Raw genomic sequence first — 21,638 nt, 5'->3', positions numbered from 1 at the left:
AGTTTTAATGCCGTCCTCTCAAATGACAGGAGAGATAGACTATGGATGGTTCGATTGGTGTCGAAAAAAACGATCTCGTACCTGAAAGAGGCGTTCCAGTCAGGAAAGCAAATCGGGATTCACCGTCAAAGATTGCAGAGATCTGCCCTGGTATCACTCCCAAACTCAATAGATCATCAGGTCCGATGACATCGACTGACAAAGCGAGAACCGTATCCTCAAAGGCTTCCTCTCTGCAAAAGGCCCCTCATGCCTTCGATTTTCGTTTTGTCGCCAGTGATGATGAGGTTCGACGACTTTTAGTTACCCAAACCTGCGATGAACACCGGGATGTCACCCTTATTGCCCATCCTGATGACCTTTCACAGGCTAATCTGGTGAGCCGCTTGAGCATTTTCGACGATGGCCGCCACGTTCTGGGTTCAGGCAAGCTGTTTGAAGGTTACCAACCACTCACTCTGGTGATCGATATCCGAAAGCTCACCAGCGAGGATCTGCCAAAATTTAACGATCTACTGGACCCGGCTAACCCCTGTCTTTACGACAAAGTCAGCCAGAAAAAGCGCCCTCTGGGGGAGCATGTTGCTCTGCTGGTCGTGGCAGATCCCGGACAGCTGGCATTGGCTGGCCAGCGTGATGACGCCTCGGGGGCCGATGCTCCGGGCGCTGATTTCTGGCGGCGAATTAATCGACCTGGAAACACCTGGCAGTTCGACGCAAAGAACGGCAATGATCCATCGATGAAGCTCGACAAAGTTCCCCCGGTATTGACTGAACTGCCCTGCTCCGAAAGCACCATGGATGCCAACAATACTGTTCTTATTGACTGCCATTTGCACAGTCACTGGCGACAGTTGCTTCTGGGCGGCCCCGGTGTGGATCAACAGGGACGAATCCGGCACATCGCCGGCAGGCTTGAATCACTGAGGGCCGGACATCGGGTGATTCTGAAAGGGGCCAATTGGGACGACCTGGCCTTTGAACAGACGATTCGACAGATGCTGGCGCAACAGTTCTTTGAAAGCAATGGGAAGAGATGTCAGTTACCCGATGATATTCAGTTTTACCGGATGCCGGTGGGCAATAGCGAGCTTTATTCACTGTTCCAAAGTCTGTGTCACTCTTCTAACAAAGAAGGTGATAAAGGGCTTGATAAAGATCAGGCACCTGGAAACCCGATCATCATTAACCATTGTAATATCAGAGAATGGCTGAGCCCTATTGCCATTACCCCGGAAGGCTATGCAGTCCCTAACACCTGCCTGTTTGAGCAGGTTCGGACGGGGGGAGCAGTCACCGTAACGTCTCCCCTCACTGAGGCACATTGGTTTCGTTTGCTGGGCTCATTGCAAACTATTCGCGAGACGACAGGCTTGAAACCCCACCTGCAGGTGGCTCATTCAAGACGGCAGCCGAAAGCTCTGGGCCTGGCAGAAAACCACGAGCAATCTCTGTTCAAGAGCCATCAGCTACAGAAAAATGTCAGAGATCACACAGCAGCCTTTAATGCTGTCACTTATCAGCAACATGTCGAGGCAAGTTATTGGATAAATAATCAGCAGGAAGCACCTTTGGTTATTCGGGTCAGTGAACAGACCGGCTTTAGCCAACTCTTTGATAATATCCATATCCGCTCGGAGCAAAAGGCTCATTTTGGACGCAGTCAGAGTGCGTTGCAGAAGGCATTGACCGCAGGCAAGCCGGTTGTATTCCTGGGACTGGAGAGTAATCCAACGCTTCAGCAGCTTCTGGAGCCTCTGATTGTTGGCGAACCTCTGTTAGTGAATGGCCAATTACAGGCGTACCCACAAGCTCATGTCACAATACTCTGGCCCAGGTCTGCGACAAGTCGATCTTCAATAGTTAATTCGATGGTTGACATGGGCAACCCGTGTCCTGAGGTTGGTGTCTGGGACATCAATGTCCTCAGGCATGGTATCCCCCGGGCCGAGCTGCCAGAACAAGCGCTCTGCTCAGTTTACAAAGCATTTGAAACCGTACCTGCCGACCTTTGTAAACCTCTGCCTGAAATGACCGAAGGGTTGTTGAATAACCTGATACTGGCTGCCCGGCAGGCACAACAGGTTGACCAGTCTCCACAACTCCGACCCTGCCACTGGCGCAAGGCTATCAATAGCGTCGTCACCCACGGCACCCGGCGGTATCCGCCAGTGCGGGATTTTATGAAAGTGGCTTGTTGGCTCTTGTTACCGGATAAGACGCCGGATGCCCATAACAGTCCGGATGAGGGTCAAGCCGCCTCGGTAGATCCGGATCGGTTAACTGCCATCATCAACAGTGCCTTGTGGGTGGATAGAGGGTTTGTGATACGGAACCTCTGGCAACTGGCCAGAGCTTTTGACGTGGGATTATTTAATGAAGAATTAAAGTTGTCCTATGAAAGTCCATTTCCGGAGTTTGGTGCAGAAGAATTTCTGGACAGACTCTGTGCCATGATCGCGGCCCATGCACCTGAAAAACGACGAGATGCCATAGCCTACCAGTTGCAAGTCGATCTGGAATCAATAAAACCCTACTCACTATTAGCCATCAGGCCATCAAGACAGATTAAACGTTTGCAAGATGCACTGGCTTGTGGCTGGCAGTTACCTTTGCCATCTGGGCAGACCCGATCCGATGCCATTCACGCTCTGGCCACTGATTGTTTTCATAGGGCCAGAGCAGCGAATTCTGAGGCAGAAGGCATTGAACGCATAGAACATCGACTGGCTGAATCACTGAAATGGCAGGGTTCTGCCAGTATGCCCCTGTCAGCACTGGCCCGGGACCTTTATCACGGTTTGATGAGTCAGAAAGATCGTGAAAGTCGCCGATTATCGCGACTCCACGACCGGCTTAGCGACTCTCCCGTTATCTTTCTGCAGGGAGAAACCGGCACCGGGAAAAGTTACTTTTCTGCCAAAATGGCCAAAGCTTCAGGACAAGCTTCAGTCATTTCCCTCGGACCTTCCGACAGTGAACAAACCCTTATGAAACGCTGGCAATGGCAACAACACGCCGATGGTGACCGCTCTATGGTGCAGCAAAACCGGGCGTTGATGGAATGGGCCAATACCAAATCCGACAAAGACGGTGAATACATTAGCCTCGTTCTGGATGAAGCCAACCTGGCCCGGACCGGATTACTGGCTTCATTGAACGGCTTATGGGAACCGAAACCCTGCGTTTATGTGAATGGTCATCCTGTCAAGGTCGGCCCGAAACACCGGGTGATTCTTACCGGTAACGGGGATCATTACGCCGGGCGCCAAATGGACCCGACCCTGAAAGAGAAACTGCCCAGAGTTTACTTCCCACGTCTGGACCAGGCGTTCCTTCGGGACAGGGTGGTGGAACCGGCTCTGGTCAGGCATTTACAAGAGCATCTGATGGAGCATCAAATAAGCGACTATGCACACAGGACCACCAACAGTGTGATGGCACTCGGGCAATATTATCAGGAACTGCTGCCCGGGCATGAGTTTACCCCCAGGGACTTAACCGATATCTGCAGTTGGGTGGGCTGGTATCTGGATCGTGCCCTGCCCGCACGCGGCAGTGTGACCTGTGAGCAAATAAACAGTTTGATCCAACAGAGTTTTCGGGATGTACTGGGGCCCGAAATCACCGAAACACATCAGGATGCCCTGTCGGCACTGGAAATCTGGTTTGCTGCCCGTTACCAATCGGAGAACACCCTGAGCGACAGAGTTCGTAACAAGATCCTGCAGGATATGCAGCGGACCTTCAGTACAGTCACCGAAAAAATCCGACCAGACTTTGATACCTCCGGATCGGCAGTCCGTGAACTGGCGCAACAGCTTGGGCAGGATTTAAACCGCTGTCAGCAGGCTTATCATCTCAAAAGAAAACACGGCGGTCGTCAGGCGACACTGATTGAAGGCCCGGCCGGACGGGGCAAGGATGCCACGCTGAACCTGGTGATTGAAAGTGTCAGACAGGAGGCTAAACGACGGGGAGAGTCCATGCCGGAAGTCTTTCTCCTGAATGCCTGTGATTGTTCCTGGGAGAAACTCTGTGAAAAGATCCTGAAGGCAAAAGTCGATGGCGGCATCGTGGTGATTTCGGAAATGAATCTGATTGACAGCCAGCATCTGGAAGGTGAGTTGAATGATATTCTGGCCGGTGACGCCCATCCCGGCTTCCACCTGTTTGCCACCATCAACCCGCCCGAGTACAGCGGGCGAAAACCCTTATCACCGGCACTGAAAGGGCGTTTTAGATATTTGCCGATCCGGCAGTACAACACTGCAGAATTGCAGACCATTGCCGGGAAAGTATTGCCAGAGTCCTTAGAAGGGACATTCGTCGCTAAAAAGCTGACAGAAAAACATTGTCTTTTAAGGGCTTACCTGCAACAGAAAAACCTGCCTTTGCAACCGACCGGCCTTGATCTGCAGAATGTGGCCAAGGCTGTTATGAGAGGGAACGACTTTACCGAAAAAGCACTTTATCAATGCCTCACTCAGCACTACCGGCTTTACCTGATGGCAGCAGACCTGTCGCTGGAGAAACTGCCAGAGCCACCGGCTCTGATCATAGCCAAAGGAGAGCCTGCTTCTGAACTTTGCAGTTGGTTCAACCAAACAGTAAAGGGCATCAATCGCCCGTGGTTGATACGAAACTGTGATCACAAAAGTATTGATGAAGAACGCTATGAAATAGGTATTGAGGCCAGTCTGAATGAAGCCGAAGCCAAAACAGAAATTATCAGGATGGTGGCTCAGGCAAAATGGCTGGCATCCGGCTTTTCCCTTGAGCCAAATGAGTCGGACGATATTCTCACCCGGGCACTTTACCGACACTGGCAGCATAGCTGGTTTGATCGTGAGTTTGGCCGGACGGGCGTGAAAGCTAATCTTATATTTCCGCTGACGAAAGAAGAGGAACAAACTCTGAAAATGCCGGCTTGCCAGCCTTATCTTCGGGAGGCTGATAAGCAGATAGAGGCATGGAAAGCCGATGAAGTTCAATGGTGGCCTGCGTTCTGGCATCAGATAAGTAATCTGCCGAACTGTTGGATGGACGATTCTGAAAAATACAATCCAGAAGTCCTCGAGAAAGAGGCCAGGGCATTGGACCAGAGAACAAACTATGAGTGTCAGGAGAAACTAAAAGTTGACGTTTATGAGGTTTTTGAGACGCGCTACCATTCTGCTGCAATGTATCGCTGGCGGGCAGTGGATACTTATGTCACTGCTGAGGGTAATATCAAACAGATCAGTCTTGATGATATACACATTCTGGGGGTCGAACCCCTCATACCTGCCCGGTTACCCGGGCCTGACCAGGAAGTGGCATTAACCAGCAAGCAAACGCTGGCGACCTTTAACGGGTCATCGAAGAATGGCCAGTTTGCATTGCCCAGCCTGACGCCCAACGACCATATCGTGGCCCTTCGTATAGAACCCGATTTGCCATATACCCTGATCAGAGACCGATATAATGGGCTGCACACACTGTCTGTTTCCAAGATCAATGCTGAACAGGGTATTCAATTTGCTTATATCGTAGAACCCAGAGAAGCGGGTAGAAAAGAAGCCCGACCAGAACGATCAACATGGTTAGACACCCATTGTTCAGAAGGTATGATTACTGTACTGGACGAACTGTTTAAGAGCATTGAACAACAACCACTGGAAATACAGGAGCCTTTGCGGTCAATAAAAAACGCTGAAGACACTGGGCAACGCATTGAGGCAATCACTGAATATTGCCGGCAGTTTTCCGGTGCGTCTCAACCAGAGAGTGCTAAAAATTTCTTTAAATTCCTCGTAACACAGCGGCAAGGTAGCTGCCGTCATCGTGTGCCTGTTTTTGTTGCTTTTTGTCGTTATTTCGGGATTCCATGTCGGCAAATTAATAACCGTATCCACTGCTTTGCCGAGTACTCAGTGGATGAACGCCAAACCTGGGAGTCAGTGGATTTGGGCGGAGCACCAATACGGCCAAAAGCAATCACTCCTCAATTCCAGCTCACCAAGAAGGTCCTTAGTGCCAGCACGGCATCAAAGAAGATTAAGAATCTCCTGAAAGGAGCTGATTTAGCACAACAGCAAACGTTTGCTGCAGCCTCTGGAATGAGTCTTGAGGAACTGAAAAAAACCCTTGAGACAGACAATGCATTGCCAGAAAGCAATCCAGATATTCCCGAATTATTTAATAACCTTTTTAAGGAAAAAAGTTTATCCGCTTTTTCCATGGGTGTCTCAGTGATCGAGTCACTGGGGAGAGAAGAGTTGGATCATTACGATTTGAAATTTAAACCCATATCGGAGGCAGCCATACAAATATTGTCCGACAGTGATGAAGATCAGGTCAGTGAACAACTCAAGTCACTCTATTCAAAAACGATTCTTCAGGCCGGCATACCCAGATACAAGTGGCTGACTTCAATGGTCTATCTACTTAAGGAAACTAACCTGACCAAGCCTTCGGTTCTTCAATTGGCCCGTAAAGCCATGGCATCGGGTTGGCTGGATCCTGTGCCAGACTATGATAGCCAGATTATGGGGGCCGATATACATCATGATCTATTGGTGCATCTGGAAGGTATCGATGAATTGAAGGTCAGCGCCACCCACTGCCTGAAAAAATTGTATAAGCAGTTATTTTCGTTGAAAAAAAATAGCCAGAAGTGGCGGACGGCTTATAAACGCTACCAGGAAAAAAATGGTAATGCCTTGTCCATCACTCATTGTTATGAAGGTTTTTCAGCATTTCTGGAAGATAAAATTCTCAGCTCATCTCTTCAGAACGCCTGGACAGACGAACCTGAGGGCATTCCGAATATAGAACGAATGCTGGTGCATCATCCTGCATTTGTGAAGTTAACCTCCGGCAAGGCAAACCACCGTCCAGTGATTATCATGGGGCAACCTCACTGGCGCGATACGGTGATTAGTGAAAAGATTGATGCCCTGTATCAACGAATAATTAATAACAGCCCTTACCTGAAGCCGTTATTGGAAGAAATCAGACTAAATCCCCATGGGGTGTCATGGGAGGACCAAAGTCTTCTGGATGATATAAAAACTAAATCCAAGTCCATGATTGAGCAGGCCTTCATTCAATACCTGCATTCAGTAACACACTCGAAAGGTGGTTGTTTAACCTATTGTTGGGGAGATGCTCTCTTCGGGGAACGCGATGATAAACGTCACTATGGCGCTCATGATCCGTCTTCACCAGCAGAGCTGTTAGTCATGATGTGTAATATTCATAGCTCTTTAACGTTTCAGAATTCTGTGAAGGATGCCTACCTGCGGCAAGCACTCAACGCCAGTAACGCTCTGATACTCAGATCCGGTGAGCTGACAACCATTGGCGAAGAGTTTTTGAACAGCGTGAATTTGAATTCGCTTTGTGAGTCATTGGATACCTTATGAGTTTTTCGAGATCGGGGACTTTCTTCAATGGTTAAGGGTAACTGTTAAAATGGAACTTTAATCACACCTTAAGGTCTATCCATTAAACAATTTCGATGCAGTCCTGCAAATAACAGTTGAAAGGGAGATTGAATATGGATGGCCAGATAACTTAAAAGTCAAATGCAAGCAAGCGATTAAGCAGGCCTTCAGTCACTACCTGTATGGATTGACACACTCGAAAGGCGGCTGCTTAACCTATTGTTGTGTCGATGCTAACATCAAGGACAGGAATGATTACCGCTCTGGCTCTCATGACCCATCCTCATCAGAGGAGCTCTATGCCATGATGTCTGAGATTAGCGGCTCTTCAGCAAACGCTATTGAGAATTCCTACTTACGGCAGGTTCTCAACGCCAATAACGCCCTGATACTCAGATCTGATGAGACGACAATAATTGCCGAAGAGTTTTTGAACAGCGTGAATTTGAGCTCGATTTCTGACTCATTGAGCCTGTAATGAATTATGTGCTTCCAACAAACCCACTCAAAAACTGGTATAAAAGTCCCGTTCCGGCTTTTGCAAAGCCGAATTCCGGGAAATATAAAATGACGAGGCTTTAACATGAGGCAACAGAGTCAGCTGGCACTGCTCGGTAAAAGACGCTTTCTACCTTTTTTTCTGACCCAGTTTCTGGGTGCCTTTAACGACAACCTCTATAAAAACTCCCTGTTACTGATGGCGGCATTCGCCGCAGCAGAAAACCTGCCACTTAACTCAGATCTATACATCAATCTGGCTGCTGGCCTGTTTATTCTTCCCTTCTTTCTTTTTTCCAGTGCCGCCGGGCAGATCTGTGACAAATATGAAAAGTCGATGATTATCCGCCGGGTCAAACTGCTGGAAATTGTCACCATGGCGGTCGCTTCCGGCTTTATCATTAGCCAGAACTACCTGATCCTGTTGGTTCTGCTGTTCCTGATGGGGGCTCAAAGTGCTTTTTTCGGGCCGGTTAAATACGCCATTATTCCTCAGCACCTGAATGAAAATGAACTGATTGGCGGCAATGCTCTGGTAGAGATGGGTACTTTTGTTGCCATACTGGCGGGTACGCTGGGCGCTGGTATTTTGATCGAACAGACTGATGCTACTGTCTGGGTAGCCGTTTCTGTCGTTCTGTTTGCCGTTCTGGGTTATCTGGCGTCTCTATTTATACCCGGGGCTGCAGCGGCTGATCCCAACCTGAAAATAAACTGGAACCTCTTTCAGCAGACCCTGACTATAATCCGGAAAACCCGATCAAACGACAGTGTTCACAAATCCATTATTGCCATTTCCTGGTTCTGGGCTCTGGGAGCCGCTTATCTGACACAGCTTCCCAACCTGGCCAGCGAGACCCTGAAAGGCAGTCCACAAGTCGTCAGTGTCATGCTGGCGATTTTCATCATTGGCGTCGCTGCCGGTTCACTGTTCTGTGGACGACTTTCCAAAGGTCATATTGAGCCGGGTATTGTGCCCATTGGTGCCCTGGGTCTGAGCCTGTTCGGAATCGATTTGTATTTCGCTGTCACTCCTGCCACAACGACAAACTTACTGACCATTAGTGCCTTTATGGAAAACAGTGAGAATCTGAGGGTTTTGCTGGATCTGGGCATGATTGGTTTTTTCAGCGGCCTGTTTATCGTTCCTCTGTATGCCATGGTTCAGCAGAGAACACCTGCAAACTGTCGTGCACAGACGATTGCTGCCCTGAATGTTCAGAATGCACTCTATATGGTGGTCAGTGCCTTGTCTGGCATGGTATTCCTGGGGTTACTGGAGCTGTCCATTGAACAGTTTTTCCTGACACTTGGTGTACTCAATCTGCTGATCTGTGCCCTTATTTTCAGAAAAGTGCCGGAATTTATAGAACGTTTTGTCGCTCGCTTCGTTAAGAAAGTCGCCAGTGATTGAGTTCAGATCGGTTTTCCATATCGTGACATAGAACGTTCAGCAATTACCTAAAAGGACAACTGTGCTGAAGCGGGGGATTCTGCTTTAGCCAAAACGGTAGTCCGAGACAAGACCCTGTTTACGCTCTTCTTCAGCTTCCAGAATATCTTCAATGAAATTAATGGGCAGGTCAGGGTTTTCCTTGGCTATCTTGCCAAGACTGGCCCAATATTCCACTTGTTTTGCAGCTGAGCGTTTTTTGGCCTTGCCAACCAGGGTTGCAGCGATTACCAGCTCTTCATCCAGTCTTAATGGTCTTCCGAGCATGTTTCAAATCCTATTTTTTGTATCAAATTGCTACAAACATAGTTATGTGCATCACCCCTGTCAAAAACTTTTCATCCCTCCTCAATCCCATCATAATGCCCGCACATTCATTATTGACCTTCTTGCATAACCTTAAGCAGTCCGCTGGAATTTTATGTTATGTCTTCTGGAATTATTCAAATTCTTTCTTACAATGAGGATTGCGTTCGAATCAATGAGATTTATTTATGATAAGAATCAAGCTTCTTTCTATATTGATTTTTTTGACATCGGTTTCTTACGCCAGACCAACCATTAATTATTTTGAGTTATTGGGCTCATGGAGTGGTGAGAGTGCCAGCCTTGACCATATCAATCTGGAATTTCATGGACTAAACACCTTCGCTTCTGAAAAACTTTACATACTCTCCAGATATGAAGAAGATGGTCGTATCGAGATCGGTCAGGTAATGAGAGATGGTAGTTATGGGAACTACACTATGAATGTAACAACAGATGAGGGAATCTTAAGTCACAGCGCCTTATGGATTTCAGCTTCTCCCCCTGAAAATCCCGACTTGAATGGTGTTTTTTTAACCAAAGAAACCGATCTGGAAGAATTAAGAAAAATGCATGGAAGTATGTCCGCTTACATACGGTTAAAAAAAATTGATAATGGAAAATTAGTCATTTGCTGGGAGGATTTTGATTACTACCTTCACAATCAGAGATTGTTTTTTAGAGACTCCAATTTAAAAGAAAACAAAAAAATTCGCCCCTCGACAGATTCGGACATTTGCTCACATGAAAGACATATAATATTAAGAAAAGATGAGCTATGAAAACTCAATGTCAGGTTTCACTTTATTAGGCAGAGTCCCTCAGCTGGATACTACGAACGTCGGCTTTTTCCGGTGTCAGCGGCAGAGACAAGAAGTCTTACGTTTCATCCCCTCCTCAATCCCTGCATAATGCCCGCACATTCATTATTGACCTTTTTACATGACCTTTATTGCGCCTCACTGTCAGGAACCTTTGACTGAGCTGTACCGTGACTCCGAACTGGTGGTCGTTGTTAAACCTGCGGGACTGTTAAGCGTTCCTGGTCGTCCACCCAATGATAATGACAGCGCTCACGCCCGCCTGCTTGCCATTGAGCCGGAAACCCGGGTGGTCCACAGGCTGGATATGTCCACATCCGGGCTCATGGTATTCGGCTTGAATGCAGCCAGCCACAGAGAACTGAGCCGACAGTTCCAGGATCGGGAAGTAGAGAAAGGGTACATTGCAGAAGTCTGGGGAACGCCGGAACAAGACTCCGGAGAGATATCCCTGCCACTGATTTGTGACTGGCCTAACCGACCCAGACAAAAGGTGGATCATGAGCAGGGAAAAAAGGCCCTGACCCGGTATTACTCCATGGCCGGTGATGGCACTCACGGCAGGGTCTGGCTGGAGCCCGTGACAGGCCGGTCTCACCAACTCAGGGTTCATCTGGCTGAGCTGGGACACCCTATTCTGGGCTGTGAGTTTTATGCTCATGATGAAGCCAGAGCAGCGTCTGACCGTTTGCGCCTGCACGCCAGCCTTCTGACATTCAAACACCCTGCCACGGCTGAAACCATGAGATTTGAGAGCCAGCCTCCTTTCTGAGGGCTGGCGGAGTTGAGTTTTTACAGGAAAAAAGTAAACAAGGGATTCATGCCCATAGCGGGAGCCAGAACAACAGGGTAACGGGCGAAACGCCTATTGATGAGTGCGTTCACCCATTAAAGCGGCCACATGATACAGACGTGCAAATGTTAGAAAAGCAGAATTATTGCTTACTGATATATAAAAATACTGATAGATGGATTTTGTTCTAAGTAGAAACCTCGGAAAGAACAACCGATTGTACGAAAGTCCACATTCTATCACTTCGTTTGTTCCCTTTTTATTTTCCTGTCCGATGTCGGCCTGGTAAAAATCCCAATAGCCAGTGCTATCGCTTATCCTGATGACAAACCTATTAAGGAGAAGCCTCCATAGTTCACTTTTTCGAGGGCTGTGATACTGCCTGCAGTTTTCCACAGGGGGTCCTGATGAATGCCTGCCAATTCATTTTACAAAGCCTGCGCCAGACTGTTTGACAGGCCTCATCGCTCGACCAGCAAATCATTCACCATCAAAGTCAGGCGCAGTTTGCCTGCCGCTCTGATACTTTCAGTGTCTTTCTCAAAGATTGCTTTTGCTCATTCCACTGACAGGCATGAACCCGCTGCTTTTGAACTGTTCAAAACTTTTACCGGCGAAATTCAGGGGAGCCTTTACCGGAGTGCGCGAAAGGCGGGTGTTTCAAGCCCATTCATCCATAAGTTTGCGACCATTTTCCGACATAAGATTGATTTCAGTAAAGATCTGAAGGCTGGTGATCGCTTTAAACTATTGACTGACAATTCCCTGAAAAACAAGAAGGGAGCTGGCGGTGTCATTCTGGCTGCTCGACTCTATCAGAAGGACGAAATCCACACGGCGGTTCGCTACAGCGATGGGAAGTACTATACACCGGAAGGAAAAATACTCGGCAGCTCTTTCTCCCGGTACCCTCTGGGTAAAAAAGGCCGGGTCAGTTCCGGTTTTAATCCAGCCAGGAAGCATCCCATCACCGGCCAGATTCGCCCGCACAATGGAACAGATTGGGCTGTGCCCGTAGGAACTGCCATTTATGCTCCAGCTGACGGCGTCATTGTCAAAGCAAAAACCAATCACCCGGCAGCCGGTCACTTTATCGAAATGCGAAACGGCAGTCGCTATGTCACCCGGTACCTTCATCTGAGCAAACTGCATGTGAAAGAAGGGCAAAAGGTTCGCAAAGGCGATTTGATTGGTAAAACCGGAAATACCGGTTTGTCCACTGGTCCCCACTTGCATTACGAACTGTTTATCGATGGCAAGGCAGTAGATCCTATGACCGCGAGACTGCCAACCGGTGAACCTTTGCAAGGTGATGCATTGAAGCGATTTAAAAAGACCACACAACCGTTGATCGCAGCCATGAATCAGAATCAGCAGGAAACACTCCTTGTCAGTAAGGCAACCAGTGCTCCTGATAACTGGCTAACTCTGAAAAACAGTGATGCATTTTAAAATCATTGTGAACAACTCCATGGTGCGAGGTATCATTGACATGCCTGCCACTGGGTTCAGTAGCAGGCATTAAGTACTCAACCATACGAAATCATATTTTCTGACTCATTGTTCAGGCACTCGCGGCAACTGCTCCTGCGTTGCTCTAGCTCCTGCATCCATGCAGTCGTGCTGCGTTGCAACTCTGGTCACATAGCTTGCTATGTTCCCGTCGTTGCGCCTTGCAGAGCACCTGCCCAATAAGCCAGAAATATTCGATTCCGTATGGCTGAGTACTTACGCAGAATAAAGACAAGAATAACAAAAACGCTGCTTTAGCAGGTTTCATTAGAATGAGGCCCCCTATGCAAATACGACCCCTGACTGAATGGCTGGAAGCCTATGGTGAAAGTCACCAGAACCCCACCAATAAGCTGATTCACTGGATCTGCGTTCCGGCTATCATGTTCAGTATTATCGGCATTGTCTGGTCTTTCAGCCCTGCCGTGGTCATTGTGGTCATGGCCATGACCCTGATTTTCTACTTTATGCTGTCTTTGCCTTTATCTCTGGCCATCATTGCCTTGTACGCTGTTATGAGTGGCATCGCCGCAAGCCTTGGTGAGTATTTACTGAGCCTGAGCATTACTGTATTTGTGGCATCCTGGATCTTCCAATTTGTCGGCCACAAGATAGAGGGCAAAAAACCCTCCTTCTTTGAAGACATTCAGTTTCTGCTGGTCGGGCCACTCTGGTGTCTGAATTTTCTTTTCAAGAAGTGGAATTTAAGGGTCTGACAGGGATACACTCCCTGCCATTCTCACCAGACTTGAGTGTAATCTGGCGTTTCAGTCCCCACCGGGGTGTTTTTCGGTGACACCCTCTAAAAGCATTGCGCTCCTGGCTCTTTCCGGTGAGAACGCAGTTGTTCGCAGACTAAAAACCCAAAACATTCTTTGCAGTCCATTGAGCGGCTACTTCCACGGTAAGAAAAAACAGCAGGGTCTGGTGCTGGGTTTTGCCAATAGTACTCTGGAAGAAATTAACTCTGGAATTGCTGAGCTTAAGCAGATCCTCAGTGCAAACTACCCGGGAGCATGAGATCAGTTGAGCTATTATGATGTACCCTTTATTGTGAACCTTAGAGAACAGAACCGGGAAGCCAATGAAAAAACTCAAAAATGAAAGCGAACTGGTCAAAGAAGCTCTGAGAGTCGGAGCTATTTATGCCCAAAAACGCAAAGTAGGTCAGTTTGAACCGACAGATTCCGCCAAACAAAAAGTTGAATACCTTTACCGCCTGCTGGTTCATGACAAGTTGATACAACCTCTGGTGAAAGGGGAAGAGTCAGAGCCAAGCATGAAGCGCAAACTGGCGCTATGGATATCTCGCCAACTGCCAGAAAACCATCCGCTGTTGAAATAAGCGTCCTGAATAAGGCCATGAGAAGTCATAGCTGATTTAATGTTCGGCGCTGCGGACATTTTTTCATGGCAAAAAGCAGTAATTACAGTAAACTTCCCGGCTCGAGCAGCTCTGAGCTAAATCCAGTTCCCATCAAATCGTGGAAGTGGCTTAAAGGCCCGGATGCGAAGCATTTGCACTATCAAAAAAACCTTTACTGGTAATCATGACCCTGACTCTTCGTTGCCCTGTCTGCCACGAATCTCTGGCACAGTCACTCCATACCTCCGGTACGGGTCTGGGCTGCCTCCAGAATCACCAGTTTGATCGAGCCAGACAAGGGTATTTCAATCTTCTTCCGGGGCATAAAAAACGCAGCAAAAACCCCGGCGATGACAAAACAATGGTTCAGGCCCGAACCCGTTTTCTGGACAAAGGCTACTATCAGCCGGTGGCTGATTCACTTGCCAAAACTCTGGACAGCCTTGAGACATTTTCAGAAAGTAACCGGTCTATTCTTGATGCCGGCTGTGGTGAAGGGTATTACACAGAAAGGCTGCAACAGGCGTTTCCGGGAACCTCAGTAGTCGGCCTTGACATCTCCAAGCCTGCCATAATGGCCTGCTGCAAAAGAAGCAAAACTGTCCAGTGGCTGGTTGCCAGTGTTAATGACATTCCCGTTAAAGACCAGGAAGCAGACTTCATTGTAAGTGTATTTTCACGATGCGACTGGAGCGAATTTGCCCGACTGTTAAAGCCTGAAGGGCATGTTTTGGTGCTATCTCCCGGAGAGAATCACTTGCTGGAACTTCGTCAGGTTATCTACGAAACGGTCAGACCTTACCCTGTGGATAAACTACTTGATCAACTTCCTGAAAGCTTTAACCTGACAGAAACAAAAGCGGTTAAAGGCAGTATGCAGCTGAACTCAGCAGAAGATATCATGGACTTACTGGCAATGACCCCACATTACTGGCATGTCAAACCTTCACAGAAAGAAAAGCTGGCCAGCCTGGGTGCTCTGCAGTGCCTCTTTGATATGAAACTCTATGTGATCCAACGCGCATCACGGAAAAGATAGAAATCTGAGCTGATTTCGTCGGGGTCTTGCTCTATTATCCGTCTCTCCCTTCCCCGAGATTGTTATACGATATGGCCAGCCCCCGGAAGAAAGCCGATTCATCCAAAACCCGTGAAGAGGCTATGTCTGTAGCCAGGGCCACCCAGCGGCCCGGCCAGAGCAAAGAGCAGACCAGGCTGATCGCCCAGGGCATCCAGAAAGGCATTGAACACTATAAAAAGCAGCAAAAAGCCAAAGCCAGAGAACTCGACAAACACCTGAAAAAAGTTAAAAGGCAGGTAGAGAACCCTGCCGCAGAGACTGAAACCATTACCAAGGAAGTGACCCGCTATAGACAGCATTGGCTGCCCTGGCTTTTGCTGGGTCTGAGCTGGGCAGCATTTACCGCCTACCTTTTTGCATCAGACGTCTGAAACTTCAGATTTTCTGGCTATAATATCCTGTCCACCAGCAGAGCGCACAGAACAGTAATAATCACGATACCCGCCAGATTCAGAATCAGGCCACTTCGAATCATCTGACGAATCGATAACAGCCCCGAACCAAACACGATAGCATTGGGGGGAGTGGCAACAGGCAGCATAAAGGCACAACTGGCGGCTATGGCTGCCGGAATAGCCAGAACTTCCGGGTCCAGGCCAAGGGAGACAGCCAGCGCACCCAGAGGGGGCAGGAAGGCAGCGGTAGTTGCTGTATTACTGGTAATTTCAGTCAGGAAGATAATCACAGAAACCACCAGAGCAATGGCGGCAATAGTGGGCAGTCCATCCAACACCTGAAAGTTGCTGGCAATCCATTCTGCCAGCCCTGTTTTACGGATAATTGCCGCCAGACTCAGACCGCCTCCAAACAGCAGCAAAACATCCCAGGGCAACCTGCGAATATCTTTCCAGTTAAGAAGAAAGTCGAGCTTTTCACCCCAGCGGACGGGAATGATAAACATCAGCAGCCCACCAGTAAGGGCTATAGCAGTGTCAGTGAGCTTTAGGCCAGGTAAAAAGCCGGACAGCCAGGGTCGGAAAACCCAGCATAATGCGGTCGCAGTAAAAATCACTGCCACCCATTTTTCAGCCCTGCTCAAGGAACCCATTTCAGCTAACTGCTCTTTTAAAGACAGGCGTACAGATTCATTTTCTCCCGGACGAAGCTCATAACCCCCGGAACTGAGCCACCAGCCCGTGACCAGCAGCATTAACAGCGTCGCAGGCATACCTACCAGCATCCATTGGGCAAAGCCAATTTCAATGCCGTATTGTTCGCTGAGAAAAGCCGCCAACAGGGCATTGGGTGGTGTTCCGATCAAAGTGCCAAAGCCGCCAATGGAGGCGCCATAGGCAATAGCCAGAAGCAGAGCCGCAGGAAAGTGTCCGTGAGAGCCCCGTTCTTCTTTCATCATTGCAATCACAGACATACCAATGGGTAACATCATGATGGCCGTTGCGGTATTGGACACCCACATGCTGATAAAGGCGGTGGTAAGCATGAACCCTATGACCTGCCGGCGTTCACCGGTGCCAGAAGCCAGCATGGTCAAAAGCGCAATCCGCCGATGCAGGTTCCAGCGCTCCATAGCCAGACCCAGCATGAAGCCTCCCATAAACAGATAGATGACAGGGTGTGCATAAGCCGATGCGACCTTATCCAGAGATAACAGGCCAACTAACGGAGCCAAAAGAAGAGGTAACAGTGCGGTCACTGAAATAGGGAGTATTTCCATGGACCAGAAGACCGCCATCATCAGGGCCAGACCAGCACACTGCCAAGCAGCAGCAGGCATATTCTCAGGTGCAGGCAGCACCAGGGTCATCACAAACAATGCCACCCCTGCGATCAGCCCAATCAGCCAGATGTAAGGGTTAGCTCCCGCTTCCAGCTCTGTTGAGGAGGGTTGGTTGCTCATGGTCTGTTCCTTAGAAGTATTCTGTTTATAAGTCGGTCAATTCCCTGATTTATTCACCCGTCTACCTCCAAAAAGCGAAATATCGCCCTCTTCCTTAGTGTGTAAACGGTCATTCTGATCAATTTTTACCTGAGCAATATGACAAGTTTTATTCTACCCTTTCCCGAATTAACAAAATAAAATCATGAACGACTTTGGTAATGGACTCCTTATTTTCTGTAAAATCTTTTTCAATCAGGATTGCTCACTTTATGAGCTTTGTACTGATGCTGTTTGCAGCGGCATCAACGCATCAGGCAAAAGCAGCTGACAGGCCCTCCTGTGACCTACCCGTGTGTTCGAAACACCGCATAGCTATGGATTCGGACGGCAGCGGGGGGCACTTCTGTCTTCAGTGCATGTCGGATGCAATAAATGAGATGGAAGATGATATAGAGTTTCAGCAAACCTATCGCTATGCTACCGAAACGGTTTCTATGGAAGCTGAACAAAGCTCCTGTTACAACGTTAGAGATCATAGCTATTCATTGGCGGACATGATGGAAAGTTCCCGTTTATTACTGGATCAGGGGCAGGTATCAGGCGGCTATGTCGCCTCTTCTGCCATGGTGGGCACACGTTCTGGTTTATCGCTGCCAGCCACTGCTAGGTACAGCTTTGATGGATCAGCTGTGCACAAGCCCGGTTTTCCTGCCCACGACGACTCCCACGGCAATCTGGCTGTTGAATCAATAGCTACAATTTCTGAGACTCCTTCGACGAAGGAAGGTCATAATCCTCCTTCACAAGAGGGTAACATTCCCAGACTTTATGACGCTCTTTTGGCACTTCACGGTACTCTGGTTGAGGTTGAGGCTGAGATTGTCACTGAAGCTGAGGCTTTGCCAACACCTGTGCAGGTTACCGAAGCTTTTTCAATTGCTCACAGCCTTATCGAACTGCTAGAACAGGAAGGTTATAAAATATCAGGCACCGAAGCCCGGGTTCTGCGCCGTGGGGAAGTTATGATGCTTCTGAGAGAAGAGGCAGAACTGTCTGCCCTGGTCTCGCTATTGACGGATTTTAATATCGAGTTTGCATCTCACTCACTGTCGGACCTCAAGTCGCTTCTGCTCTCAGGAAAAAGCATCATTGTGCGCATAATTCAAAAGAACGGGATGATCACCCTTATCCATATTCACCCGGCGGAAAACGATCAGGCTCGGATTATTACAGAAGTAGGTATGCAAAGCATGCCCATCAATATCGATAATATGATTACCCTTCTTAACGGTTTTCTGGCCAGTGAAGGGTTAACAGATTTGGCAATGTTTACTCACGAGGGAGTCGTCGATACATTACCAGATGATCCTGCTTACACATCACAAGGGGCTATGCTCACTAACTCCCTGACTGTGGCTATCACGGAATATATTCAAGAGCTGGCGTTTTCTTCACCAGAGACGCCACCGATCGAACATACCGGCGCTATTCAGGAACTCAGCAAGACTCATGATCAGGCCAAACTTGCACTATCAATGACAAATTTTGGCTTCGAGCCCGGACCAACTGAAGGTAGCGCTTTACAGAATGTCGAGGCGCTGACCGGGGCTCAAACCCCTTTTATGGCACAATTGATCGCTCCGGACCAACAGGTTACCGTGATCAACTTTCAACCTGAAGCCTCGGGTGATGTTATCCTGAGCTTGTCAGGCCAGCACTTTGTCATTGACAGGAGAGAGATAGGCGCATTATTTGACTGGATCATCAACCAGTTCAAACCGGTGATACATATTTTCATTCTGACACCTCTGTTTTTCTAAGAAAGCTTTTCTTCCATGGGTATACTCCACATCCGCGCTTTTGCTCAAGCTCTGTTATACTCCGAGCCCCAAACTGCATTGCCACCTGGATTTGTATGATGTCCTATCCGCTGATGCGTGCTTTTCACGGTAGAGAGTAAACCTTGAGTACACACCCTTTTTCCGACTTGCCGCTGCCCGAAGCGCTGCTGAACAACCTGGAGCAGATTGGCTACCGGGAAATGACCCCTATCCAGCAAAAAAGTTTACCTCTGGCTATGGCTGGCAGGGACCTGATTGCCAAGGCCAAAACCGGCAGTGGTAAAACGGCAGCCTTTGCCATTGGTATGCTTCTGGGCATTCATCAACGCTTTTTTGGTTGCCAGGGACTGGTGCTGTGTCCAACTCGTGAACTGGCGACCCAGGTCGCCAACGAGATTCGAAAACTGGCTCGCTACCGCCAGAACATCAAGGTCGTTACCTTGTGCGGTGGGCAACCTATTGGTCCACAGATCAACTCACTCTCCCATGGCGCCCATATCGTCGTCGGTACACCGGGAAGAATTCAGGATCATTTGCGTAAGCGAACACTGACTATCGAGCAACTTAAGACAGTGGTATTGGATGAAGCCGACCGTATGTTGGATATGGGATTTATTGATGCCATTGAAAACATTCTGGATCACACCCCGGCAAACAGACAGACACTTCTTTATTCAGCCACTTACCCCAAACAGATCAGGGTTCTGAGCCAAAAGTTCCAGTCTGAACCTGAAGAAATCACTGTTGAGTCAGTGCATACTCACCAGCACATTCAACAGTTTTTCTATCAAGCTGAGAACAGTGATAAATCAGAAACCCTCTGCAAACTGCTCAGCCATTTTCAGCCCGCTTCTGCTGTCATCTTTTGCAATACCAAACAGACCTGTAAAGAAGTTGGAACATACCTTTATGATCAGGGTTACAAGCCATTGGTACTCCATGGTGATATGGAACAGCGAGAACGAGACCAGATGCTGGTACGATTTTCAAACCAGAGTGCCGACGTTCTGATTGCTACCGATGTCGCAGCCCGGGGCCTGGACATTGATGATCTGGCCGCCGTCATCAATTATGACCTGAGTCGGGATCCGGAAGTCCACGTCCACAGAGTCGGGCGAACAGGTCGCGCCGGCAAGGAAGGGCTGGCCTTAAACCTGCACACCTCCCGTGAGCAATACAAGCTGGATGCTATTGCCGATATCCTGCGGACGGAACTGACTTTTGGTGACCACAGAGCACTGAAGCCAGCAACACAGCCACCCCCAAAAGCCCCAATGGTGACACTGGCTATTGATGGAGGAAAAAAGAACAAGGTGCGCCCTGGCGATATTCTGGGCGCTCTAACTGGTGACGCTGGCATTCCCGGAGACCAGGTCGGCAAAATCAATATCTATGATTTTGTCGCCTACGTGGCTATTAAAAGAGAAAATGCCCGAAAAGCCTTGGCTCGCCTTGAACAGGGCAGGATCAAGGGCCGGAAGTTTAAAGTTCGCAGACTCTGATAACTCAAGTGTTTGAAGTGCTCACGGCCCATAAGACATCCAATTTGTGTTATGAGCCGGATTTTCTGGAAACTGCCTCTTAAATCAAGGGGTAATACACTTGATCTTGCTCCAGTCCAGTTTTTTCGCTTCCTGAGTTATCTCTTTATTGCAGACATAACAGTAGTTGCGGTTGTGATCACTATCGTGTTTGACTTTTCTGCCAATAATGCAGTGACCTTTCATATCCATGCAAAACCTTGGTTCGTAGTTGAAACGGGCACACTCACCCAGACTCCCGGCAGAATGCCTCATTTCCTGACCGTCCCGAATCCAGTAATGGCCATTATCAGTCCCTATATCGAACTTGCAGACATCAATGTTGCCTTTGACATATTCAGGGAACCTGCACCCCTGATTCTCCGGTGCCAGGGCTAAGAAAACCTGATCGGGGCTCTGCTGAGTGCTGTCACTGTGAGTATTGGCTGAGCCAAGAGTCTCATAATAAGGGGATTTCTCGTAATAACGAGACTCACCCAGCTCACAGCGCTCGCCATCGGCTGATTTAGTACCAAAAGAGAAGTAACGGCGATTTTCTCCACCAACTTCTTCGGTTCTGCTCCCCATACAGAATCTGGGTCCCTGCGTGGCAGGCTCAGCTTCCCCGGTAGGTTTGTCGCCACCTCCGGAGATTGATTCTCCCTGATACTTTCCACCCTGAGCACCAATCTCGGGCTCTCCTGTCAGTAGATCACAAAACTCAAAAACACGCTTTGATAGAAAAAGTTCAGTAGTAATTCCCGCGGGATCCTTCAAATAGGGATTATTGGCTTCCTCTTGCTGTAACTGAGTGTAATTGGCCGAAAGCCACTGAAATTCATAACCGTAAGAGTTATTTCCGTTGGAATCCTTGTACAGGCAGGCCAGAACTTCGCTGCCTTCTACTCCCTCATAGGCCACATGCCCAACCTCAATGCCAGAGCGTGTCGGCGAATTCATCACACAAAGTGGCACATCGTCCATTGCTTCGATGATTTCAGAGAGAGCATCGACGCTGTACGAGCTGTTGGCATAGGTTGTAAGCCAGCACGCTTTATTTGCTTGCGCATGTGCCATAGACAGTGAAAGGAAAGCTCCTGTCAGACTGGATAAAGCCATTCGAACTAAACGCATCAGATTTCACCACTGCTAAAAATTGATAATTCAGAACCGGCTG

General features: G+C 48.5%; 16 protein-coding genes. 13 read left to right on the top strand and 3 right to left on the bottom strand.

Annotated features, from left to right (window positions below; genetic code table 11):
- The first annotated feature begins 41 nt into the window (after positions 1-41).
- From P6910_RS03945 to P6910_RS03935, 3 genes are all read left to right on the top strand, one after another.
- A complete protein-coding gene (locus tag P6910_RS03945) occupies positions 42-7,409 on the top strand; it encodes an AAA family ATPase (protein WP_317144984.1) in 7,368 nt (2,455 codons plus the stop codon).
- A 325-nt stretch (positions 7,410-7,734) separates the two neighbouring features.
- On the top strand, positions 7,735-7,908 hold the full coding sequence (locus P6910_RS03940) for a hypothetical protein (protein ID WP_317144983.1): 174 nt from the start codon (positions 7,735-7,737) through the stop codon (positions 7,906-7,908).
- A gap of 105 nt (positions 7,909-8,013) precedes the next feature.
- Positions 8,014-9,342, top strand: coding sequence for an MFS transporter (locus P6910_RS03935; RefSeq protein ID WP_317144982.1), 1,329 nt, complete (start codon positions 8,014-8,016; stop codon positions 9,340-9,342).
- Between the two features lie 84 nt (positions 9,343-9,426).
- Here the strand turns inward: P6910_RS03935 and P6910_RS03930 are convergent, their stop codons facing one another.
- On the bottom strand, positions 9,427-9,648 hold the full coding sequence (locus P6910_RS03930; protein ID WP_317144981.1) for a TA system antitoxin ParD family protein: 222 nt from the start codon (positions 9,646-9,648) through the stop codon (positions 9,427-9,429).
- Positions 9,649-9,875: 227 nt separating this feature from the next.
- On the opposite strand from P6910_RS03930, the gene P6910_RS03925 reads away from it, so the two are divergent.
- The 8 genes from P6910_RS03925 (at position 9,876) to P6910_RS03890 (ending at position 15,631) form a co-directional block, all read left to right on the top strand.
- A complete protein-coding gene (locus P6910_RS03925) occupies positions 9,876-10,469 on the top strand; it encodes a hypothetical protein (protein WP_317144980.1) in 594 nt (197 codons plus the stop codon).
- 193 nt (positions 10,470-10,662) lie between these two features.
- Positions 10,663-11,280 carry a pseudouridine synthase gene (locus P6910_RS03920; protein WP_410493874.1) on the top strand — a complete coding sequence of 206 codons (618 nt, stop codon included), beginning with the start codon at positions 10,663-10,665 and terminating at the stop codon, positions 11,278-11,280.
- A gap of 432 nt (positions 11,281-11,712) precedes the next feature.
- Entirely contained in the window at positions 11,713-12,753 is a 1,041-nt protein-coding gene (locus P6910_RS03915) for a peptidoglycan DD-metalloendopeptidase family protein (RefSeq protein ID WP_317144978.1), read from the top strand.
- A 344-nt stretch (positions 12,754-13,097) separates the two neighbouring features.
- Entirely contained in the window at positions 13,098-13,529 is a 432-nt protein-coding gene (locus P6910_RS03910; RefSeq protein WP_317144977.1) for a DUF962 domain-containing protein, read from the top strand.
- A 76-nt stretch (positions 13,530-13,605) separates the two neighbouring features.
- Entirely contained in the window at positions 13,606-13,833 is a 228-nt protein-coding gene (locus P6910_RS03905) for a hypothetical protein (RefSeq protein ID WP_317144976.1), read from the top strand.
- 64 nt (positions 13,834-13,897) lie between these two features.
- Positions 13,898-14,158: a DUF5062 family protein gene (locus P6910_RS03900; RefSeq protein ID WP_317144975.1), complete on the top strand. Its 261-nt coding sequence runs from the start codon at positions 13,898-13,900 to the stop codon at positions 14,156-14,158.
- Positions 14,159-14,363: 205 nt separating this feature from the next.
- Positions 14,364-15,218, top strand: a complete 855-nt coding sequence (locus tag P6910_RS03895) for a putative RNA methyltransferase (RefSeq protein WP_317144974.1) — start codon at positions 14,364-14,366, stop codon at positions 15,216-15,218.
- Positions 15,219-15,289: 71 nt separating this feature from the next.
- A complete protein-coding gene (locus P6910_RS03890) occupies positions 15,290-15,631 on the top strand; it encodes a DUF2956 domain-containing protein (protein WP_317144973.1) in 342 nt (113 codons plus the stop codon).
- 17 nt (positions 15,632-15,648) lie between these two features.
- Here the strand turns inward: P6910_RS03890 and P6910_RS03885 are convergent, their stop codons facing one another.
- The gene (locus P6910_RS03885) at positions 15,649-17,118 is read right to left on the bottom strand and encodes a DASS family sodium-coupled anion symporter (protein WP_317144972.1); all 1,470 of its coding nucleotides are present in this window, start codon (positions 17,116-17,118) and stop codon (positions 15,649-15,651) included.
- 251 nt (positions 17,119-17,369) lie between these two features.
- Between P6910_RS03885 and P6910_RS03880 the strand changes: the two genes are divergently transcribed.
- Together P6910_RS03880 and dbpA are read left to right on the top strand one after the other, a co-directional pair.
- Positions 17,370-18,920 carry a hypothetical protein gene (locus tag P6910_RS03880; protein ID WP_317144971.1) on the top strand — a complete coding sequence of 517 codons (1,551 nt, stop codon included), beginning with the start codon at positions 17,370-17,372 and terminating at the stop codon, positions 18,918-18,920.
- A 143-nt stretch (positions 18,921-19,063) separates the two neighbouring features.
- Positions 19,064-20,443, top strand: coding sequence for an ATP-dependent RNA helicase DbpA (gene dbpA / locus P6910_RS03875; RefSeq protein WP_317144970.1), 1,380 nt, complete (start codon positions 19,064-19,066; stop codon positions 20,441-20,443).
- A gap of 84 nt (positions 20,444-20,527) precedes the next feature.
- On the opposite strand, the gene P6910_RS03870 is transcribed toward dbpA, so the two are convergent.
- The gene (locus tag P6910_RS03870; RefSeq protein WP_317144969.1) at positions 20,528-21,595 is read right to left on the bottom strand and encodes a hypothetical protein; all 1,068 of its coding nucleotides are present in this window, start codon (positions 21,593-21,595) and stop codon (positions 20,528-20,530) included.
- Between the last annotated feature and the right edge of the window lie 43 nt (positions 21,596-21,638).

This window comes from Endozoicomonas sp. 8E (assembly GCF_032883915.1).
Classification (GTDB): Bacteria; Pseudomonadota; Gammaproteobacteria; order Pseudomonadales; family Endozoicomonadaceae; genus Endozoicomonas_A.
The sequence above is the reverse complement of the archived record's forward strand: the minus strand, read 5'-3'. Positions and strand labels throughout refer to the sequence as shown.